The sequence below is a fragment of the Sutcliffiella cohnii genome (genome assembly GCF_002250055.1).
Taxonomy (GTDB): Bacteria; Bacillota; Bacilli; order Bacillales; family Bacillaceae_I; genus Sutcliffiella; species Sutcliffiella cohnii.
Genome location: NZ_CP018866.1, coordinates 1050584 through 1069504 on the forward strand (window position 1 = coordinate 1050584; position 18921 = coordinate 1069504).

Here is an 18921-nt window from a genome sequence, read left to right on the forward strand (position 1 = left end):
AGGGGTGTTCATTAATTAGACGAAAAGACTTATCCATATATTTAGGATAAGTCTTTTACAAATGACTCCTTCTCGCAAAATCAACAAACCGGAATTTGTCAGGTCGGTGTCGTGATTCTGTATATTGGAATAGGCTAGCGTCTTCTAAGTGAACGTAGTTTTTTATAACAACGACGTTATGAAAGCCATCAAGATCTAAAAGTTCGCGGTCTTCTTCTGTCGGTTCGACGACGATGATTTCTTTTTTTGCAAAGCTAATCGATAAGTCTAGCTCATTTTCTAGGTAGTTATAAATAGAATCCTCACAAATTTCTTCCGTAAGTTCTGGCACGTATTTTTTTACAAGATAGTCTTTATCTAAAATAATTTTCTCGCCAGCCATTTCTCTCGTACGAACGACCTTCCAAACTTGATCTTTATTATTAAGCTTTAATTGTTGTTTAATAAAGTCACTCGGTTTTTCGAGTGTAAGTTCGTGGACAACCGTTTTTGGTGTATTGCCCATTTTTTCTGCTAGCTCTTTAAAGCTAACTAAGCCTGAGACAGGAAAATCAAATTTATTTACATCTATAATAATCGAGCCTTTTCCTTTTACTTTTTGGATATAGCCATTTTGGGAAAGGAGCGTTAACGCTTTTCGGATGGTTTCTCTCGAAGTGTCATATTGATCTTTCAGTTCATGCTCAGAAGGTAATAGTGTGTTAGCCTTTAATTCTCCAGTTTTTATTAGATCAACCAGTTGCTGATATATCATTAAATACTTATTTTTCATAAAAAAATCTCCGTTCAATAAATACTTATTATATACATATATACATTGTAACGAAACTTTATAAAAAAGGAAGGGTAAATTCCCTTCCTTTCACAGCCTTATTTTCTCTTAAATGAAATTTTACCCATATTTGTTTTAGCAAATACAATCGTTAACATAAATGGAACGACAATCGCAACGATCATAGCAAGTGCGAACATTACCATATGTTGTGGTTGAATAGATAAAATACCTGGCAATCCACCAACACCGATAGAGTTAGCCATCACGTTACTACTTACAGATATTACAGCTGCCATCATTGAACCGATCATTGCAGCTAAAAATGGGAATCCGTATTTTAAGTTAATACCGAACATAGCTGGCTCTGTAACACCTAGATAACAAGAAATCGCTGCCGGTACAGAAACTTGTTTTTCGGCTTCGTTTTTACGATTAATGTAAATCATTGCTAGAACTGCAGAACCTTGTGCAATATTAGAAAGTGCAATCATTGGCCATAGGTTCGTGCCACCTATCTCACTCATTAATTGTAAGTCAATCGCATTTGTCATATGGTGTAAACCAGTAATGACTAATGGAGCATAAGCAAAACCGAAAATTGCTGCAAATAACCAACCGAAAGCAGAAGAAAGACTTGTATATACGACATCAGAAATGACAGAACCGATGCTCCAGCCGATTGGACCTAAAACTGTGTGTGCAATCAGAACAGTTGGAATTAATGCGAAAAACGGAACAACAATCATTGAAATCGAGTTCGGTGTTATATCTCGTAACTTTCTTTCTAAATAGGTTAGTAAAAACCCAGCAAGAATGGCAGGGATAACTTGAGCTTGATACCCGATCATTTCGATTTGCATAAAGCCGAAATCCCATACTGGAATAGAATCGGCACCAGCAACACCGTAAGCGTTTAACAATTGAGGTGATACTAGCGTAATACCGAGAACAATTCCGAGAATCTCAGAAGTACCCATCTTTCTAGCGATTGCCCACGTTATCCCGACAGGTAAGAAGTGGAAGACTGCCTCACCAATTAACCAAAGGAAAGCGTGAACTCCTGCCCAAAATTGTGATACGTCTACAATCGTTTTTGTACCATCTTCTAAAAGCTTTATGTCTCCAATAACATTTCGGAAACCTAATATTAAACCACCGACAACAAGTGCTGGAATAATTGGTGTGAAAATGTCTGCTAAGTGTGCAATCATCCGTTGTAGCCAATTCATATTTTGTTTCGCAGCAACTTTTGCTTCGTCTTTAGAAGCAGTTTCTATGTTTGCAATTTTCACGAAATCATTATAAAACGATGAAACTTCATTTCCGATAATAACTTGGAACTGTCCAGCTTGTGTGAATGTTCCTTTTACGAGATCAATATTTTCGATGTTTTCTATATTTGCTAGTTTAGGATCTTTTAAGACGAAGCGCATTCTCGTTACACAATGTGTGACCGTTGCGACATTCTCTTTTCCCCCGATATGCTCTAACAGCTCTTGCGCTGGAGCGGAATATTTACTCATTTGAAAATCCTCCTATTCATTGGCTTTTTACGACCAACCGTATATATGAAACAATGTATATACGAGATAATAGGAGACCGCTTACATCTACCGACACCCTGTATATACAAGTTATGTTTACGTTTTCATTTTAGCTTGTATATACAAGTATGTCAACAAAAAAGATGTCGAAAAAAGAAAAAGCATGCTTTTAGGAAGGTCCCTAATGCATGCTACGAACTTATTTGTAAAATTCAATTGGTATGTTACCGGTCTTTCGTCGATGATAAAGTAGAGGCTCTTTATTGTTATTTGTGATTTCCATTACCTCTCCAATTAAGATTGTATGGTCACCGGCATCTACTGCTTTAAAGGTGTTGCACTGCAGAACTGCAGCCGTTTCTTTTATAATCGGAAGGTTGATGGTGCTAAGTTCCCAATCGGAGTTTCCGAACCTGTCTGCACCTTTCTTCGCAAAAAGGTTACACAGATCTGATTGGTTACAAGCTAAAATATGCACAGCAAATTTCCCAGTATTAATAAATACATCATAGGATGAAACTTTTTTATCAATGGACCAAAGTATTAATAGCGGGTCAATAGAAACGGAAGCAAAAGAGTTTACCGTTAATCCTAAAGGAGTTCCATGATCATCCGTAGTAGTAACAATTGTTACCCCGGTAGGATAATTTCCCATCACTTCTTTAAATGTTTGTTCACTTAATTGTTTATCCAAACTATTCACCTACCTTTATAATGAAAAAAATGACCTTATTCTTTTCTATTTACTAATTAACGCTTTTAGAATAGATTGAAGCATTTTTCTTTTATGAGAGCCCAATTTTATGGTTATATTGTTAATGAAGTCAAAGGTAGAAAAGAGTGTCGTCATGAGTTTAGTTCTTGTAGAAGTATGTAGTTCAAATCTATTATCAACGTTACCGTTAGAAGATCTGTTCGAAAATGAAATGGAAGTAGCGGTTATGCGTTATGAATGCTTAAACCTTTGTGGTTTATGTAAAATGCGACCGTATGCACTTGTGAACGGAGATAGAGTTTTCGGTAAAACGTTAGATGATTGTGTAGATAATATAAAAGTGAAGATTGAACAAGAATTAGAGGAATTTTTCCGATAAAGAAAAGGTGTCGAATATGTTCGGCACCTTTTTTCTCTACTGTAACAGTAAAAATAGCTTCTCAGCACTTTCTTTTGTTAAAGAATATATGGTGTTTGTATCTGATGTGTTCATAATAGTACCTGACTTTTCGTGAATCCAAAGGAAGTAATATTTTTTCCCAATTTTAAACTTATACTCTGGGTCTGCCATATCGACAACCCCAGGCTCTCGTTTTGCGCTATCAACAGCATGTAGAAATGTGTCAATATCATCCTTTTCTTCAAAAATGAATGGCTGTTCTTCCGACACCTCATAAAAACTTATCATTTTGTATACAGTTACTTCTTTTACCTCATCTTTCTTAATACTATTTAATGGCTCTTCTTTAGGTGAAGAACAAGCTACTAATACGGAAAAGCATATAAACAGAATCATTTTTTTCAAAACTTACAGCCCCCTTTTTTTATATGACGCCTCAATAAAGGAAAAGTTGCGCTTAAACGTGAAAAAAGTGTAAATGACTAGTTCTATAAATATAGTAACCTTGTTTTTTGTTATATAAATATATTTCGAATTAAAAATACTTGACTTAAGTATAATATAGAAATATAATTACTTACATAAAGTAAGTTAATAATTTTTTCCGCTTACTTTAAGAAATTTAGGAGTGAGAAAAAATGAGCTTTTTAGCTAAATTATTTGGAAAACAAACAGAGGAGGAAGTTAAAGTGGCAGAAAAACTAAACATTGGTATCGTTTTAGGAAGTACTCGTCAAGGTCGTGTGAGTCCACAAGTTGGAGAGTGGGTTAAAGGTATCGCAGAAAAACGTGGAGATGCAAACTACGAAATAGTTGATATTGCAGACTTCAAACTACCATTACTAGGTGAAGGTACTGGAGAAGAGCCAAGCTTAGCACAATGGAACGAAAAATTAGCTAGCTTAGACGGTTTCGTATTTATCGTTCAAGAATACAACCACAGTATTACTGGTGCATTAAAAAATGCTCTAGATTCTGCTCGTGAAGCTTGGTACAACAAAGCTGCTGGTATCGTAAGTTACGGTTCTACTGGTGGAGCTCGTGCAGCTGAACATTTACGTGGAATTTGTGGTGAATTAAAAATCGCTGACGTTCGTACTCATCCAACATTATCTCTATTCACAGATTTTGAAAACATGAGCGAATTCAAACCAGCTGACCTTCATGAAGCTAACGTGAACGCAATGTTAGACGAAGTAGTTTCTTGGAGTGGAGCTTTAAAAACAGTTAGATAATAACAAATAAAGGAGGCATATGCCTTCTTTTTTTTGTGGGAAAAAACGGTCTTAAGCAATTTACAATGTATTTAATAATTGAAAAATGCCTAATGGTTTGAAATAATTAAGTGAAAAATGGAGGTTTTTTCCTATGGTGAAAATCGTTAAGGCAGACGTAAATCATGTAGCAGGCATTTGTGATGTATGTGCTAAAGGGCAATGGGCAACTTATGGAGATATCTATTCTAATGAATACATAGAGAGAATTATAAAAGAATATTACGAGCCAGAAAGAGTAACAAAAGAAGTGACACAAACGAGTAAAGAATGGGGCGGATATTTTGTTGCGGTAGAAAATGGTCAAGTAATCGGGGCTGGTGGTGGCGGACTCACTAGTGATACGGTTGGAGAATTGTACGTTCTATATATGGATCCAGATCGACGTAACGAAGGAGTTGGAACGCTTTTACTAAAAGCAATCACAGAGCAACAAAAACAGTTAGGTGCAAAAGAACAATGGTTATCTGTACAAAGAGGAAATATGAAAGGAATTCCATTCTATGAAGCGAAAGGTTTCCAATTTAAGCATGAACAAAAAGGATACGGTAATAAAGAAGGAGAAGATTATATTTCCCTCCGCTATTACCGCAACATTTAAAGAACCTTTTGTTAATTAAAACGTTATTAATATAGAAATCTATTTATTGTAAAAGAGGGAGACTAATATGTTTGAAAAACTAGCTGAAAAGTTGAAGCCGTTTATTTTGGATGAGCAGGAAGTAATAATTAATGAAGAGGAGTACTCTTACGAACTAACTATTGCTAATACGGGCGAACTTTATGGAATTGTACATATAATAGACGGAGAGTTTGTAGGGTTTGAAAAGGAACTAGACTATGAAGAAGAGGAAGACGTTCTAAAAAGTTATATAGCTGAGCCTAATACAGAAGAAATGCTTCAAAAAGCACAGCTATTTGTTCAAACATTTCTCGAGCAAAAGGTGCATTTTACAATGTTAAATGAATGGAGCTCCAATAATTTTATGGTTACATATGAAGAAAAAGATCCTAAGCTTGATATCTTCATTCCTCATACAGGCTGTACGCTTTATTTTAATAGAGAAGGACTTTTAACTTCTGCTAACATTAATCAAAGGGATGTAAAACTAGAATATCCTAATTTATCGATTTCAGAAGATGAGGCAAAGTTAAAATTACGAGAAGCGAACTATGTTGAACTTACCATTTATTTCTCAGATGAAGGAGAAGATGCACAGCTAATTTACCGCCCGAACCATGACATAATGGGGATAGGGGTAAACGGAGAAATTCAAACAGTGACGGAATATATGGAAGCAGAAAAACTAGAAGTACAAACAGTTTCGCCTGTCACTCCAAAAGAAACGTTGAACGATATGCTAGGTGTAAATAGTAGCTTAGTACAAAAAGTTGGTGAAGAGGGATCAACTATTTGGGTCGACGATAACCTAGTAGTCGAAGAAGAGGAAGAAGAAGCGTTAATCTCGATCTACTCAGATGACACAGGTTTCTTTAGCTTTTCCAACCTTCCATATGTAAAGGATGAACACGCTGTAAAATTGTCGCTAGAAGCGTTAAAGGAGAGAGCGTTACGCGTTTTATCGTTAGCAGAAGGCCCTATACATGAAAAGTACGTTCTAGAAGAGCCTGTTGAAAACTTAGATGAAGAAAGCGAGAGTTATTTGGAAGATCTAGAAACGGAAGAAGAATTTGATGATGATGGATATATAGAGCCAGAACCAACACAAATGTTTTCTTTTTATCGAACCTATAATGGTTTCAAAATAGAGGGCTTTGAGGCTCATGTTCATGTAGGGTTATACAGTGGTCTTATTCGAGAATGCTCTGTAACCCGTTTAACAGAGCAACAAGAACTAAGCTTGGAAAAGTTAAAGACAGCTCCAACTATTCCATTGCATGAAGCGGAAAACAGATTTTTTAACGAAATCGAAATGAAACTAGTTCGAACGGTAAAAGAGTTTCACAATCCGAAAGTATACGACTTATCGTACATTGTTTCTTTCCCTAAAACAGTCGGTCATATTGAAAAAATGAATGCACATACTGGTGAAGTGACGTATGTTGATACAGGTATATTAAAAGAAGTAGAGTAAGTTTAAAAAACCCGTTTGAGCTTAGTCAAACGGGTTTCTTTTTGATTCGTATATTGTTACGGAGGCAGTACTTATGAAGCACCATTTTGTAAATTCATATAATGTTGTTGGTATGCTTTATATTCATGCATTTGGCCTGCTTCACGATAAATTTTTGCTAACCATTGGACAGGTCGTGGATCGTTTTCCTTTAACTCCATTTCCCAACTAAAGCACTCAATTGCTCGTTCCGTAAGATGAAACTGATAATACATTTCTCCAAGTAATGATTGCTGATCAGGGTCATTACGTAACATTCCCATTTTCTTCACTTTTGCTATAATCGGCAAATGAAGGTTTAACTGTTGGAATGGCTCTAACCATTGAGTCGCAAATGGAAGATCATAGCTTTCCAGCAGTATGCCAACATATCGATGGAGTATCTTATCTAGTTGCTGATGATTTGATTCATAAATCGGGATTAAAATATGATGCCAATTATGTGGTGAAACGGCTGTTTCTTCTAAATGAATACTTTCCATTACAATGGCTAATTGTTTAAGTTGAGAATGAGTAAAGGTAATTGGATAGCTTGATATGAGTTGTATGGCCCTTTCAAGTTCGTTGTTTTCCATATAGAAATTTAGTAAGAAATGATGAATTGGTGAGAAGTTAGAGTGCTTTTGATTGATGTCTTCTAGTATCATAACAATTTCTTGCTCACTAAAAATTTCATGTAAGCTTTGTAATAGCATGTGAAACTGTTCGTTTGTCGGCTCCATCAAAAAAGCATGTATGTGGGTAGAAATAATGTCTGCTTTAAGATTTTCTTTTTCATAAAATGTGATGAGTTGCTTGAAATTTTCCTCTTCTTTCATGTTCAAAAACCATTCTGATTCTGCGAAAATCATATCCTTCATAAACAAGCGACTATCTAACTGTTTATATAGTGTCGCGTATTTGTAGTATTCTAACTTATTGGCAAATTCCTTCACCCATTTATCCTTTGGAGCAAAGTTTAATAATACACGGATCACTTGGTAACTTTTTAGCATTTTTCCGTCGCGAACGTATTCGTAATATTTAGTTTGGATTAGTTTTAAAAGTGCTTTTTGTGGAATAAATGATTCAAAAAAAGTTGCAACGCGTGCAATTTCAACAGGGGGATATTTCGTTTCTAATTTAGAAAAAAGTTGTTTGAACGTGATGCTTTTTAGTGTGCGGTTAGTTGGTAGAATTAAATCAATAAGTGGATGAGGGGCCTCGTACAGTTGCCCGTTTTGAAAAGCTTTTTGCATGTGAGAATGTAAACGAAGTTTCGTACTTTTTTTAACGTTAAGAAAATCATTTTTATAAAAAAAGCAATAATATACCTCGCCGTGCTCATTATATGCTTCGATAATTTTACTTTGTAAATAAATGACCATTCTTTTTACTTGTAGCGTTATCGGATGTTTCCCATCTACTACTGTAATTGTCGAGTGCTTCATTTTTTATCGCCTCCATTACTTTCACTATATCACATTGAAAAAGGAATAGCACGAGTGCCAGTTGATTTTCCTAAAAGTAAAATTATCAAAAGATTAACAAAACTATCTATTTCCTTTTTCAACCTTCTTATATACTAAAGAAAAGTAAAGAACAATAGGGAGGGATTAGGTTTGGCAAAATTCAGCAAACAAGAGAAAAGTTGGATGATGTACGATTGGGCGAGCTCTGCTTATTCGATCATCATTACAACCGCTATTTTTCCGATATATTATAAGACTGTTGCTGATAACGCGGGAGTGGAGAGCAGTTTATCTACTGCCTATTTAGGCTACACGATTGCGATCACTACCTTTATTTTAGCAATGCTAGGTCCAATATTAGGAACACTTGCTGATTACAAAGGGATGAAGAAGAAATTCTTTTTCTTTTTCTTCCTTCTAGGTACTGGCTCGACGGTGGGCTTATTATACGTTCCAAGTGACAATTGGTTATTATTATTAATTGTTTACGTATTAACAGCTTTAGGTGCAAGAGGAGCAGGGTTATTTTATGACGCCTTTATCGTAGACGTGACGACAAAGGAGAGAATGGATAATGTGTCTTCTCGTGGTTTTGCTTTAGGGTATATCGGGAGTGTCATACCGTTTGTAATAAGTATTGCTATTATTATCCTTTCACAAATGGAATTAATTCCGATTACGGTAATCACAGCTAGTCGAATTGCATTTTTAATCACCGCAGTATGGTGGATTGTGTTTTCTATCCCACTATTTAAACATGTAAAACAAGAACATTATGTCGAGAGAGAACCGAGAATTGTCATAAGTAGCTTTAAGCGTCTAGCACAAACATTTCGTGATATTCGAAAATATAAACCAATATTCTTATTTTTACTTGCTTACTTTTTTTACATTGATGGCGTTGATACGATTATCTCGATGTCAACTGCATACGGTACCGACGTTGGGTTAAATGCTACAGACTTAATTATTGCCCTATTGGCGGTTCAAATTGTGGCAGCCCCATTTGCCATTCTTTACGGAGTGTTAGCGAAAAAGTATGGTCCAAAAAACTTATTATATGCTGGCATCCTTGTTTATACTTTTATTTGTATTTATGCAATGTTTATGGACTCGATTTTAGATTTTTGGATTTTAGCGATGCTCGTCGCTACTTCACAAGGTGGGATTCAAGCGTTAAGTAGATCGTATTTTGCGCAAATGGTACCGAAAGAAAAATCAAACGAGTTTTTTGGGTTTTACAATATTTTTGGGAGATTCGCAGCCGTTACCGGTCCATTGTTAGTTGGAGTGATTACACAAATGACAGGTAACTCTTCTATCGGGATTTTTAGTTTAGTAATACTATTCGTAATTGGGTTTATCATTTTAATTTTTGTTCCAGACCCAAGGAACACCGAGCGAGTAGATGCAGATAATAAAATAGCATTCTAATAAAAAGAGCATTTCAAAGTGAAATAGGAACTTTGAAATGCTTTTTAATATTGAGTAAAAGAAATTGAAGCTATAAAGAAAATGAGATTGTAATATATGGAATTCAGCTGGAAGGATTAGGTATAATTAGGAGGTGAGTTATACATTATTTGAAACTAATATTAAGTTTTTACGTACTAATATATAGAGTGAAGAAATTGGAAATATTTAATGCAAAACTAACTAGCTATCGAAGAGACAATCAAAAAACGGAGCATCATACACGTAAAGAAATATGAATGGTTTAGGGGAGAGAGGTATGAAACAAAGAGTAAATATTATGCGAACGCTAGGAATTACGTATAAGGAAGATGTTATTTCTAACTTGCTTGTAACATTGTTAAATGAATCAGATTTTTGGGGACAATCTTTTTTAAAAGAAATAATTCAAATAGAAAATCCAAACACATATAGGATGAAATCGTACACAAGAGTGACAACATCTGTTGGGATACCAGACATCGTTTCTGTAGTAGAAAAGGAGGATGTTGTCTATTTACTCTTAATCGAAAATAAATTAAAAGCAGACGAAGGTTACCGGCAAACAATCAGGTATGCTAGCGACGAATGTATAAATGATCTAAAGTGTCACTTTGAATTACAGAATAGAAAAGTAGAGACAAAATTGCTCTACTTAACGTTAGTACCTGAGACAATACCAACGAGCTCGTCATTTTTAAACATTTCTTACGAACAGCTCATACAAAAAGTTCCGCCATCCGAAATAGAAGATATTGGGCTAAAAATGTTATATGAAGACTTTGTTTCGGTATTAACAGACTTTTATACAGATTTAGACTTAAAAGAGGATGATAGGTTACTAGAAAAATTTAAAGAAAATACAGAGGCTGAGCGGCTCAAAATCCGATTCAGAAAGCTAATGGACTCTATACAAACGGTGGAAACAGGCCTTACTCGTTCGGAAGTTGGTCAAGTAGTAGGAAGCGGAAGGATTAACTTTCTTGTACAGTTTTCAAAAGATGCGTGGAAAGGAAAAGTTGCGGAAAAAGGGAATGGTTTATATAAGCTAACAAGTGAAACGTTTGATATACATATTGAATGTACGTTCGATGTATTTAACCAAATTTTCTCCCTTCCACTACATTATGAAACGAGGCCATACTTAACGAAGCGAAACATAAAATGGGGGACAGAAGGGTACGAACAATACGATGAACGTCGTGATAAAGTGAAGTCCTTCATACATAAACGGATAAAAGAATTGAATGATCCAACAATCCGAATCTTTAACGGTTCTAACCAGATTGCTAATGTGAAAATAAACTTAACCGATGAAACGACTGTCAAAGAGTTTAAAGAATCTTTAAATCAAGCAATTACAAAGATTAGTATATTAGTGGATGCTGTGCTAGAAAAGGAGAATGTATGAACAAAAAGGTATTAAATATCATTGGTGTAATGGTAATTGGCGGGATGTTATTATTGCCGTTTTTTAATCCATACACCGTTAATCAACTACACGGTATGTATAAAATCGAAAAAATCGCGTTAGGGCAGACGGAAACTATCCATTTTCTGTTGTTTGTCACTGTAACAGCCTTACTGTATTTTTTCATTGTTAATTTCCGAGAAAAGTCGGGTAGAACATTAGTATTAGGAACTTTAGTTTTTGTTGGTTCAGGTGCAATGATTGTTTCAATAGCTTTTATGTTTTAAACACGCATTTATTTGCATTTTGAGTAACAAAATGTCACGATTATAAAGTAACTGAACAAAGGAGGTTCATCATGAGGCTTTCAGGTAAAAAAATTATCCAAATTGTAAGCAATGATTTTGAAGATCTTGAATTATGGTATCCAGTTCTCCGATTACGAGAAGAAGGAGCAACGGTCGATATCGCTGGAGAAAAAGCAGGAGAAAAGTACATAGGGAAATACGGCGTACCTATTATGTCTGAGTACGCATTTAAAGAGATAAACCCGAATGATTATGATGCAATTTTAGTACCAGGTGGATGGTCACCAGATTTACTTCGACGTTATGAGGAAGTATTAAGTATGGTTCGTACGATGGACGAACAGCAAAAACCGATAGGGCAAATTTGTCATGCGGGTTGGGTATTAATTTCTGCTAAAATTTTAGAAGGTAGAAAAGTAACGAGCACGCCTGGTATTAAGGATGACATGATGAATGCAGGTGCTACTTGGGTAGATGAACCAGTTGTAGTAGACGGCCATATTATTTCAAGTCGACGTCCACCAGACCTACCGGATTATATGAGAGAGTTTATAAACGTATTAGCAAAATAAAAGAAAACCATACATCCGTTTAGTGGGTGTATGGTTTTCTTTATTTAGTATAGAAGTCATATTATTAGACAAACTTTTCTGCCCGTTATAAAATAAATCTCAACCTCAAAATGATAGGGGTACAAAATATTTAATGAAAAGGTTGGTGGAAGGCATGTCTAATAATGTGAAAATTGGTGATTGGGTAAAAGGAAATTCCGAAGACGGTGAATTAATTATTGGGTATGTCCAAGCTCTAGACCAATTAGAAAGAGGAGCACTAGTTAAAGTTGTCTCTAGTGATTATGATGGGCAAGTTGGCAAATCTATATTTTTATCATCAAGACAAGTAAAAACGTTACCAGAAGTGAACGTTAATAATAAAGAACAACTATTAAACTTAATAGATTTAGCATTAGCTACTGGAGATAAAGAATGGTTTATGGAGCTTTCGGCTAAATTAAATAACATGAGAGACCTTGCAAAAAATATCGGTTCAAGTGATGGAAATAGTCAAACACATTGAGGAGATAGAAGAAATGAATTGTAAAATAAATCGTAATGCTGCAAAAGTTATCAATAAGATGCTAGAAACAGAAGAGGCGCAAGGAAAACTAGTACGAGTATACGTGACAGAAATGCATGGGAACCATGCCCACTACGCCTTACGTTTGGACACACCGACAGAGCATGATGAAACTGTCAAAACAGACAAAGGAATTGACGTTCTCTTAGATACGAGAGAAGACTTTTTAGACGGAGTCTGGATTCAATACTACTACGTTCCACAAGAAGGATTTGTCATCACAAACTCATCCAAAGGCCACCACGGCCACCATTAAACAAAAGCTACCGAGTTATTTCGGTAGCTTTTGTTTTTGTCCGAAAGGAGATTACAACTATCCAGGACAAGATGGTCAACGAACTGAAAAACTGATGCAACGAAGTCCTGAAGTTGGTACAATCCCGTCTAAAAATGTTGCAACCAGCGATCAAAAGTCAGCAAGACCGTCCCTGTGGTGCAACAAACTAAAAAATTGGTGCAACGAAGCCCCGAAGTTGGTGCAACGCCGTCCCAAATTGGTGCAACAACTGGTTAAAAGTCAGCAACCAGAAATCTCTGGTGCAACAACCTGAAAAACTGGTGCAACGAAGCCCCAAAGTTGGTGCAACGCCGTCCCCAACTGGTGCAACACCCTGAAAAACTGGTGCAACGAAGCCCCAAAGTTGGTGCAACGCCGTCCCCAACTGGTGCAACAACTGGTTAAAAGTCAGCAACCAGAAATCTCTGGTGCAACACCCTGAAAAACTGGTGCAACGAAGCCCCAAAGTTGGTGCAACACTGTCTCAAACTGGTGCAACACCCGTTCAAAATTCAGCGACAAGGACAAACATTGTGAGTCAGTCAAGTCCATCAATGTAGATAAGAAAAATATGAGAGTTTTTCCGATTAACCGGAAATAATAAAAGAAAGGAAGTGAAAACAATGACAGAAAACGAAGTTGTAATAGAAGAATTGAACACACTACTAAGGGGAACATTTATGGGTATTCGTTCATACGAGCACTACATACAACAAGTAGAAGATGAAGAACTTAAGAAAACATTCCAATCCATGCAGCAAGAAGTAAAAGAAAATGCACAAAAACTAGCAGAACGAATCCAAAACCTCGGTGGGGTGCCAGCAGATAGTGAAGGGTTTACAGGGAAAATGCACAGCTATATGCATAAAGCAATGCTCTCTGATAATCCCCATCAACTGTTAGAAGATGCCGTAAAAGGGCTAGATAACTATGGTGTCCAGTATTCAGAAGAGGTTGTAAAAGGAGATCTTGATCCGGAGAGCAAGCAAATAGCAGAAGAAGTCATTAATACTAGCCGAAAACAAGTTGACATACTTAAGCAATTATTACAATAAAAGCCATCTTGAATGATGGCTTTTACTTATGAAAGTTCTGTTAATCGCTTCATCGCATCCTCTATATTAAACGAACTAAAAACTCGAAAATAATCATTATTTATAATTCGATAGTGATTGCTAACAACATTTTGTTGAAGAATATATTCACCTTCTCGTTGAATTTCCCTCCACCAAATCTTTCCTCCAAGTGTTCTCGTCTTTGTAGTAGCGTAAGAATCAAAAGCAATAGTTTGCACAAGTACGAGAGGGTCATCACCGAGTGTGCTAGTTAATATTTCGCTATCACGAAAGAGAGAGCAAATGGCAATCGTAGTAGTCCAACCGGCTTGCATCCGACCTTTTTCAATTTGTACGAGTGTTTTCTTTGATATACCGATCATATCTGCCATTTTATCTTGAGTATATTGTTGTTCTGTTCGGATTAGTTTTAACTTACTAGTGACAATTTCGATTAATTCTTCTCGATTCAAGACAATATCTCCTTAATAAGTTTCTATAAAATTATAAACATCTTCTTTCTTTTGAATGCTATTAATATTATGTGCCTCAATACGGATTGTTGTAAAGGTTGGTTTTTGAGAAGAGTCTTTCATTTCTTCAGTAGAAAATCCCATTGATAATTCTATATTAGAAATTTTTCTTACCTGTAGGAATTTAACGATTTCATAATAATTATTTATATGCTCTTCACTAATTGGTTCGTCCACGTTAATATGAACAAAAAATGGATGTGGAACCACTTTATAACTAACAATCTGTTTTTTCATGTTCATCTCTTGTCCAGAACCATAAACAGCATCTATGAAAATGAAGTCCTTTGGATAGTTTTCATTTAGTATTGGAGCCAATTCTGAGTTTATTTCCTCCACCCAAATTGCTTCGGGGTAGTAGTCAAAGATTACATCTTTTCGAGAACTTAGCTTTTCTGCCCTAAACGTAATGTTAGGTTGATTTTGTAAACTAGCGATTATTCCATAATTTCCATCTTTAAAATTATACGTTTTTTCCTTCACTTTTACTTCAATATCGTACTTTTCTTCGACATAAGCCTCTAATTCACTAGCAACAGTATGCTTCTTCCATGGAAGTCCATTAAATAGTGTGTAACCAAACACAATAAACGAGATACCAATGATTGAAGTTGTTATCAGGAAAATGCGAATAAATCTTTTCAATTAATCGTCCCACCTTATGGTTAATTTATCCTTATAGTGTAATTTTACACCGTAAGAGTATTTTGTCAACTTCAAAGAGCAAATTAAGGATATTTTTTTATACAGAATGTTATAATGACGTGAAAAGATATAGATAAACATGTACATATATAAAGTCGTTTATTAGGAGGATCTAAAATGGAAATAGGAATAAGTACGTTTGTTGAAACAACACCTGATCCACATACTGGTGAAGTAATAAGCCATGCGCAACGAATTCGTGAAGTGGTAGAAGAAATAGTTTTAGCAGATGAAATTGGCTTAGATGTATTTGGCGTTGGGGAGCATCATCGAGAAGACTATGCTGCTTCTGCACCAGCAATAATATTAGCGGCAGCAGCTGCTCGAACAAAGCGGATTCGGTTAACAAGTGCTGTAACGGTTCTTTCCTCGGCGGATCCTGTGAGGGTATTCCAGGACTTTGCTACAGTTGATGCGATTTCAAATGGACGAGCAGAGATTATGGCAGGTAGGGGTTCGTTTATTGAATCGTTTCCGTTGTTCGGTTTTGACTTAAAAGATTATGATGAGCTATTTGAAGAAAACTTAGAACTATTATTAAAAATCCAACAGTCTGAGAAAGTTACGTGGAGAGGTGGACATCGACCAGCAATTGACAATTTAGGTGTCTATCCACGACCAGTACAAGATCCGTTACCAATTTGGATTGGAAGTGGTGGAAACTCACAATCGGTTATGCGTGCCGGATTATTGGGGTTACCACTTGTACTAGCGATTATCGGCGGAAGTCCTCGCCAATTTAGACCACTTGTTGATCTATATAAACGAGCGGCTGAACATGCTGGACACGATGTATCTAAACTCCCGGTTGCTTCTCACTCACACGGATTTATTGCAGAAACAACAGATTTGGCTGCGGATAAATTTTTCCCATCTACTCAGCAAGCAATGAATAAACTAGGGAAAGAACGTGGCTGGGGACGATATGATCGAAATGCATTTGATTCAGCACGTAGTTTAGAAGGTGCGTTATATGTTGGTGATCCAAAGACAGTTGCAGAAAAAATAATTCACCTCCGTAAAAACGTTGGAGTAACAAGATTTATGCTCCACGTACCGGTCGGCACAATGCCACATGATGATGTAATGAAAGCAATCGAACTGTTAGGAAAAGAAGTCGCGCCAATCGTACGTGAAGAATTAGCAAAATGGGAAGAAGAGAATAAATAAAGAAAGTCGATTTTTAAAACTCTTGGCATACATCACTTTAGTATATTTCCACTTCTTTATAGCTAAAATAACGATAGGTGATTGAAACTATGTTATATTTTCAAAGAAAAGGAATAGGTGAACCACTCGTTCTTATTCACGGCTTTCTCGGCACACATCGTATATTTGATAAAATTATGGAAGAACTATCATTAAACTACGATGTAATTGCTGTAGACCTACCAGGCCACGGGAAGTCACAACCGATGGAAGCAAACATTCATAATGTTTATCATTACGCAGAAAAAATAATTCAACTTCTCCATTTACTTGGGGTGGAACGAGCTACTTGGATTGGTCACTCTTTTGGCGGATATATTACATACGCTGCAGTAGATAAATATCGCTCCAATGTTACGAAAGCAGTTGCTGTATATTCTACACCTGCAGAGGATGATGAGCTTTCTAAAGTGGAACACACAAAAAATATCGATGTTATTAAACAAATTGGAATAAAAGCATTTGCTGACAGTCGGATACCGAGGTATTTCTCAATGGATGCGAATGAAGAAGATATTCATTTTGCGATGGTTCTTGGAGAGCAAGCCTCGGAAGAAGGAGCAATAAGAGCACTTGAAGCGATGCGAGATCGTCCAGATCAAACGCAAATGCTCGATACAGTTGATATTCCTCTACAAATTATTAAAGGAACAAAAGATCCTTGGGATGGGAAATTTAAATTATCAAACCCATCTTCCTACGTAACAGTGGTAGAAACGGATACGTCTCACATGGGGATGCTAGATGACCCAGATCAATTTTTAAATGTATTACAAAATTGGCTAAAGACAACGTAACTTACTGGCTAATCGTATTTTATACGGTTAGCTTTTTATCCTTTATTCGGTAATACCAATAATAAGATAATGCAGAAAATGTAATAAAAAGTTATAATTGATAATTATTGAAATAATAAAAAAGGTTGGTTCTAAAAATAATGTTAAATGAATATTTAGCAAAAGTAAGGCACCGTTGTATTGAAAATAAACTAGACCCAAAATTAATCCCTTCTTTTACGAAAATATCATGGAATGAACTTAATAGAATAAGAGATGAATATAAAGAACGGTTGGCAGTTATCCAAACGTTTATGGAAAGATTTATTTATAGAAATAGTGGTATCCCGGTATTAGTTACAGTGACTGATGCCGATGGGAATTTTATTGACTACTTGGGGGATAAAAGCTTAGAAGAAACAGTTGTTCACCAAGTTGGTTTACAAATGGGAGTACAGTTTAAAGAAGAGCTAGTAGGAATTAGTTCTATTAGAGCGGCAATTGACTTAGAAATCCCAGTTCAATTGATTGGAACGGACCATTATCATGAATTTCTTCATCAATCGGCTTGTTATAGTGTTCCGTTACATGTGAATGAAAAACTAATAGGCACGATATCTATCATGACTTTTTTAAATAATGCACATCCTATGATTCTAACATCTTTAGAAACAGTAGTAGATTTTATTGAACGTGAATTAGAACTATTGGATAGAAATCGTTATTTAGATGAAATGAATGAAATGATACTAAAGCAAGCTAATACGGGTTACATCGTCATTGATAAAGATGGGAAGGTTGTAAAAGTAAATCCGAAAGCGCAAGCGATGATTCAGAGTATTAAAGAAGAGGAAACTCTTATTCAAGACTTAGCGCCGTTTAATGAACTATATGTATTATTCAGTCGGGGAGAAGCTATCCGGGGAAATAAAGTGGTCTTAACAAATGAGGAAGAAAACCTTACTTGTTTAGTAGATTATTTTCCATTCCCACAAGGAACCTTGATCCAAATCCATGATATATCAGAGTACCAAAAGACAGAATGTTATATCCAAAATGCAGAAAAGTTATCTATCGTTGGACAGTTAGCAGCAGGTGTTGCACATGAAATAAAAAATCCGCTAACGACCATAAAAGGGTTTATGCAGTTTATACAAGAAGACCAATTAGATAGTCGATACTTGTCTGTTATCCTTAAAGAGATTGAGAGAATAAATGAGATTACAAACGAATTTTTAGTACTCGCAAGACCTACTGAACGTGCTAAAGAGTGGTATGATGTAAAAACTCTATTACAAGAAATGGATGTCTTATTATCGAGTTTTACTATTCAGAAAAATATTGAAATAGTTCAAGATTATATGGAGATACCACGTATATACTGCGATGGCAATCAATTAAAGCAAGTTTTCATTAATATCGTCATGAATAGTGTTGAAGCACTGGAACCTAATGGGAATATTCACATCTCTGTACAAAAGAATTCGAATAATTTCATTTTAATTCGTTTTGTAGATAATGGTTGTGGTTTTCCAAAGCAAATATTAGAAAGTGTGGGAAAGCCTTTTATTACAACGAAAGAAAATGGGAATGGTTTAGGAATTATGATTTGTAAAAGAATTGTCGAAACCATTCATAGTGGGACATTAAACCTTTATAATAATGAGCAAGGTGGAGCAGTAGTAGAAGTGCTTTTACCTATTGGAAAAGATTGAAAAGTCGCTAACATGTAGTTAGCGACTTTTTCGGGATAACCTAGCTCTA

Annotated in this window: 21 protein-coding genes; 14 read left to right on the plus strand and 7 right to left on the minus strand. The window is 35.7% G+C overall.

The window, feature by feature from the left end; all coding sequences use genetic code 11:
• Positions 1-55: 55 nt before the first annotated feature.
• The 3 genes from treR to BC6307_RS05130 all read right to left on the minus strand — a co-directional run bounded on the left by treR (position 56) and on the right by BC6307_RS05130 (position 2974).
• A complete protein-coding gene (treR, locus tag BC6307_RS05120) occupies positions 56-772 on the minus strand; it encodes a trehalose operon repressor (RefSeq protein WP_066412205.1) in 717 nt (238 codons plus the stop codon).
• Positions 773-870: 98 nt separating this feature from the next.
• A complete protein-coding gene (treP, locus tag BC6307_RS05125; protein WP_066412198.1) occupies positions 871-2298 on the minus strand; it encodes a PTS system trehalose-specific EIIBC component in 1428 nt (475 codons plus the stop codon).
• A gap of 220 nt (positions 2299-2518) precedes the next feature.
• A complete protein-coding gene (locus tag BC6307_RS05130) occupies positions 2519-2974 on the minus strand; it encodes a flavin reductase family protein (RefSeq protein ID WP_066412246.1) in 456 nt (151 codons plus the stop codon).
• Between the two features lie 148 nt (positions 2975-3122).
• On the opposite strand from BC6307_RS05130, the gene BC6307_RS05135 reads away from it, so the two are divergent.
• On the plus strand, positions 3123-3413 hold the full coding sequence (locus tag BC6307_RS05135; RefSeq protein WP_235858051.1) for a DUF1450 domain-containing protein: 291 nt from the start codon (positions 3123-3125) through the stop codon (positions 3411-3413).
• Positions 3414-3449: 36 nt separating this feature from the next.
• Here BC6307_RS05135 and BC6307_RS05140 read toward each other — a convergent pair whose 3' ends face one another.
• Positions 3450-3830, minus strand: a complete 381-nt coding sequence (locus BC6307_RS05140) for a YhfM domain-containing protein (protein WP_483409756.1) — start codon at positions 3828-3830, stop codon at positions 3450-3452.
• A gap of 242 nt (positions 3831-4072) precedes the next feature.
• Between BC6307_RS05140 and BC6307_RS05145 the strand changes: the two genes are divergently transcribed.
• From BC6307_RS05145 to BC6307_RS05155, 3 genes are all read left to right on the plus strand, one after another.
• Entirely contained in the window at positions 4073-4669 is a 597-nt protein-coding gene (locus BC6307_RS05145) for an NADPH-dependent FMN reductase (RefSeq protein WP_066412192.1), read from the plus strand.
• A 133-nt stretch (positions 4670-4802) separates the two neighbouring features.
• On the plus strand, positions 4803-5309 hold the full coding sequence (locus tag BC6307_RS05150; RefSeq protein ID WP_066412190.1) for a GNAT family N-acetyltransferase: 507 nt from the start codon (positions 4803-4805) through the stop codon (positions 5307-5309).
• A 67-nt stretch (positions 5310-5376) separates the two neighbouring features.
• Positions 5377-6804: a hypothetical protein gene (locus BC6307_RS05155; RefSeq protein ID WP_066412187.1), complete on the plus strand. Its 1428-nt coding sequence runs from the start codon at positions 5377-5379 to the stop codon at positions 6802-6804.
• A gap of 71 nt (positions 6805-6875) precedes the next feature.
• On the opposite strand, the gene BC6307_RS05160 is transcribed toward BC6307_RS05155, so the two are convergent.
• Entirely contained in the window at positions 6876-8273 is a 1398-nt protein-coding gene (locus BC6307_RS05160; protein ID WP_066412182.1) for a tetratricopeptide repeat protein, read from the minus strand.
• Between the two features lie 171 nt (positions 8274-8444).
• Between BC6307_RS05160 and BC6307_RS05165 the strand changes: the two genes are divergently transcribed.
• The 7 genes from BC6307_RS05165 (at position 8445) to BC6307_RS05195 (ending at position 13934) form a co-directional block, all read left to right on the plus strand.
• The gene (locus BC6307_RS05165) at positions 8445-9728 is read left to right on the plus strand and encodes an MFS transporter (protein ID WP_066412181.1); all 1284 of its coding nucleotides are present in this window, start codon (positions 8445-8447) and stop codon (positions 9726-9728) included.
• Positions 9729-10026: 298 nt separating this feature from the next.
• A complete protein-coding gene (locus tag BC6307_RS05170; protein WP_066412180.1) occupies positions 10027-11157 on the plus strand; it encodes a hypothetical protein in 1131 nt (376 codons plus the stop codon).
• Positions 11154-11444 carry a hypothetical protein gene (locus BC6307_RS05175; protein WP_066412179.1) on the plus strand — a complete coding sequence of 97 codons (291 nt, stop codon included), beginning with the start codon at positions 11154-11156 and terminating at the stop codon, positions 11442-11444. Before BC6307_RS05170 ends, BC6307_RS05175 begins: the two co-directional genes overlap by 4 nt.
• 71 nt (positions 11445-11515) lie before the next feature.
• Positions 11516-12037 carry a type 1 glutamine amidotransferase domain-containing protein gene (locus BC6307_RS05180; protein ID WP_066412177.1) on the plus strand — a complete coding sequence of 174 codons (522 nt, stop codon included), beginning with the start codon at positions 11516-11518 and terminating at the stop codon, positions 12035-12037.
• Between the two features lie 154 nt (positions 12038-12191).
• Positions 12192-12542 (plus strand): IDEAL domain-containing protein, encoded by a 351-nt coding sequence (locus BC6307_RS05185; RefSeq protein WP_066412243.1) that lies wholly within the window; start codon positions 12192-12194, stop codon positions 12540-12542.
• A 13-nt stretch (positions 12543-12555) separates the two neighbouring features.
• The gene (locus tag BC6307_RS05190; protein ID WP_066412169.1) at positions 12556-12858 is read left to right on the plus strand and encodes an iron-sulfur cluster assembly accessory protein; all 303 of its coding nucleotides are present in this window, start codon (positions 12556-12558) and stop codon (positions 12856-12858) included.
• 644 nt (positions 12859-13502) lie between these two features.
• Positions 13503-13934 (plus strand): DUF2383 domain-containing protein, encoded by a 432-nt coding sequence (locus tag BC6307_RS05195; protein WP_066412167.1) that lies wholly within the window; start codon positions 13503-13505, stop codon positions 13932-13934.
• 26 nt (positions 13935-13960) lie between these two features.
• Here BC6307_RS05195 and BC6307_RS05200 read toward each other — a convergent pair whose 3' ends face one another.
• Together BC6307_RS05200 and BC6307_RS05205 are read right to left on the minus strand one after the other, a co-directional pair.
• Positions 13961-14407 carry a helix-turn-helix transcriptional regulator gene (locus BC6307_RS05200; RefSeq protein ID WP_066412165.1) on the minus strand — a complete coding sequence of 149 codons (447 nt, stop codon included), beginning with the start codon at positions 14405-14407 and terminating at the stop codon, positions 13961-13963.
• Between the two features lie 12 nt (positions 14408-14419).
• Positions 14420-15112, minus strand: a complete 693-nt coding sequence (locus BC6307_RS05205) for a YfjL-like protein (RefSeq protein WP_066412163.1) — start codon at positions 15110-15112, stop codon at positions 14420-14422.
• Positions 15113-15289: 177 nt separating this feature from the next.
• Here BC6307_RS05205 and BC6307_RS05210 point away from each other — a divergent pair, with 177 nt between their 5' ends.
• From BC6307_RS05210 to BC6307_RS05220, 3 genes are all read left to right on the plus strand, one after another.
• The gene (locus BC6307_RS05210; RefSeq protein ID WP_066412160.1) at positions 15290-16342 is read left to right on the plus strand and encodes an LLM class flavin-dependent oxidoreductase; all 1053 of its coding nucleotides are present in this window, start codon (positions 15290-15292) and stop codon (positions 16340-16342) included.
• A gap of 89 nt (positions 16343-16431) precedes the next feature.
• The gene (locus tag BC6307_RS05215; RefSeq protein WP_066412157.1) at positions 16432-17178 is read left to right on the plus strand and encodes an alpha/beta fold hydrolase; all 747 of its coding nucleotides are present in this window, start codon (positions 16432-16434) and stop codon (positions 17176-17178) included.
• Positions 17179-17318: 140 nt separating this feature from the next.
• A complete protein-coding gene (locus tag BC6307_RS05220; RefSeq protein WP_066412154.1) occupies positions 17319-18872 on the plus strand; it encodes an ATP-binding protein in 1554 nt (517 codons plus the stop codon).
• The last annotated feature ends 49 nt before the right edge of the window (positions 18873-18921 follow it).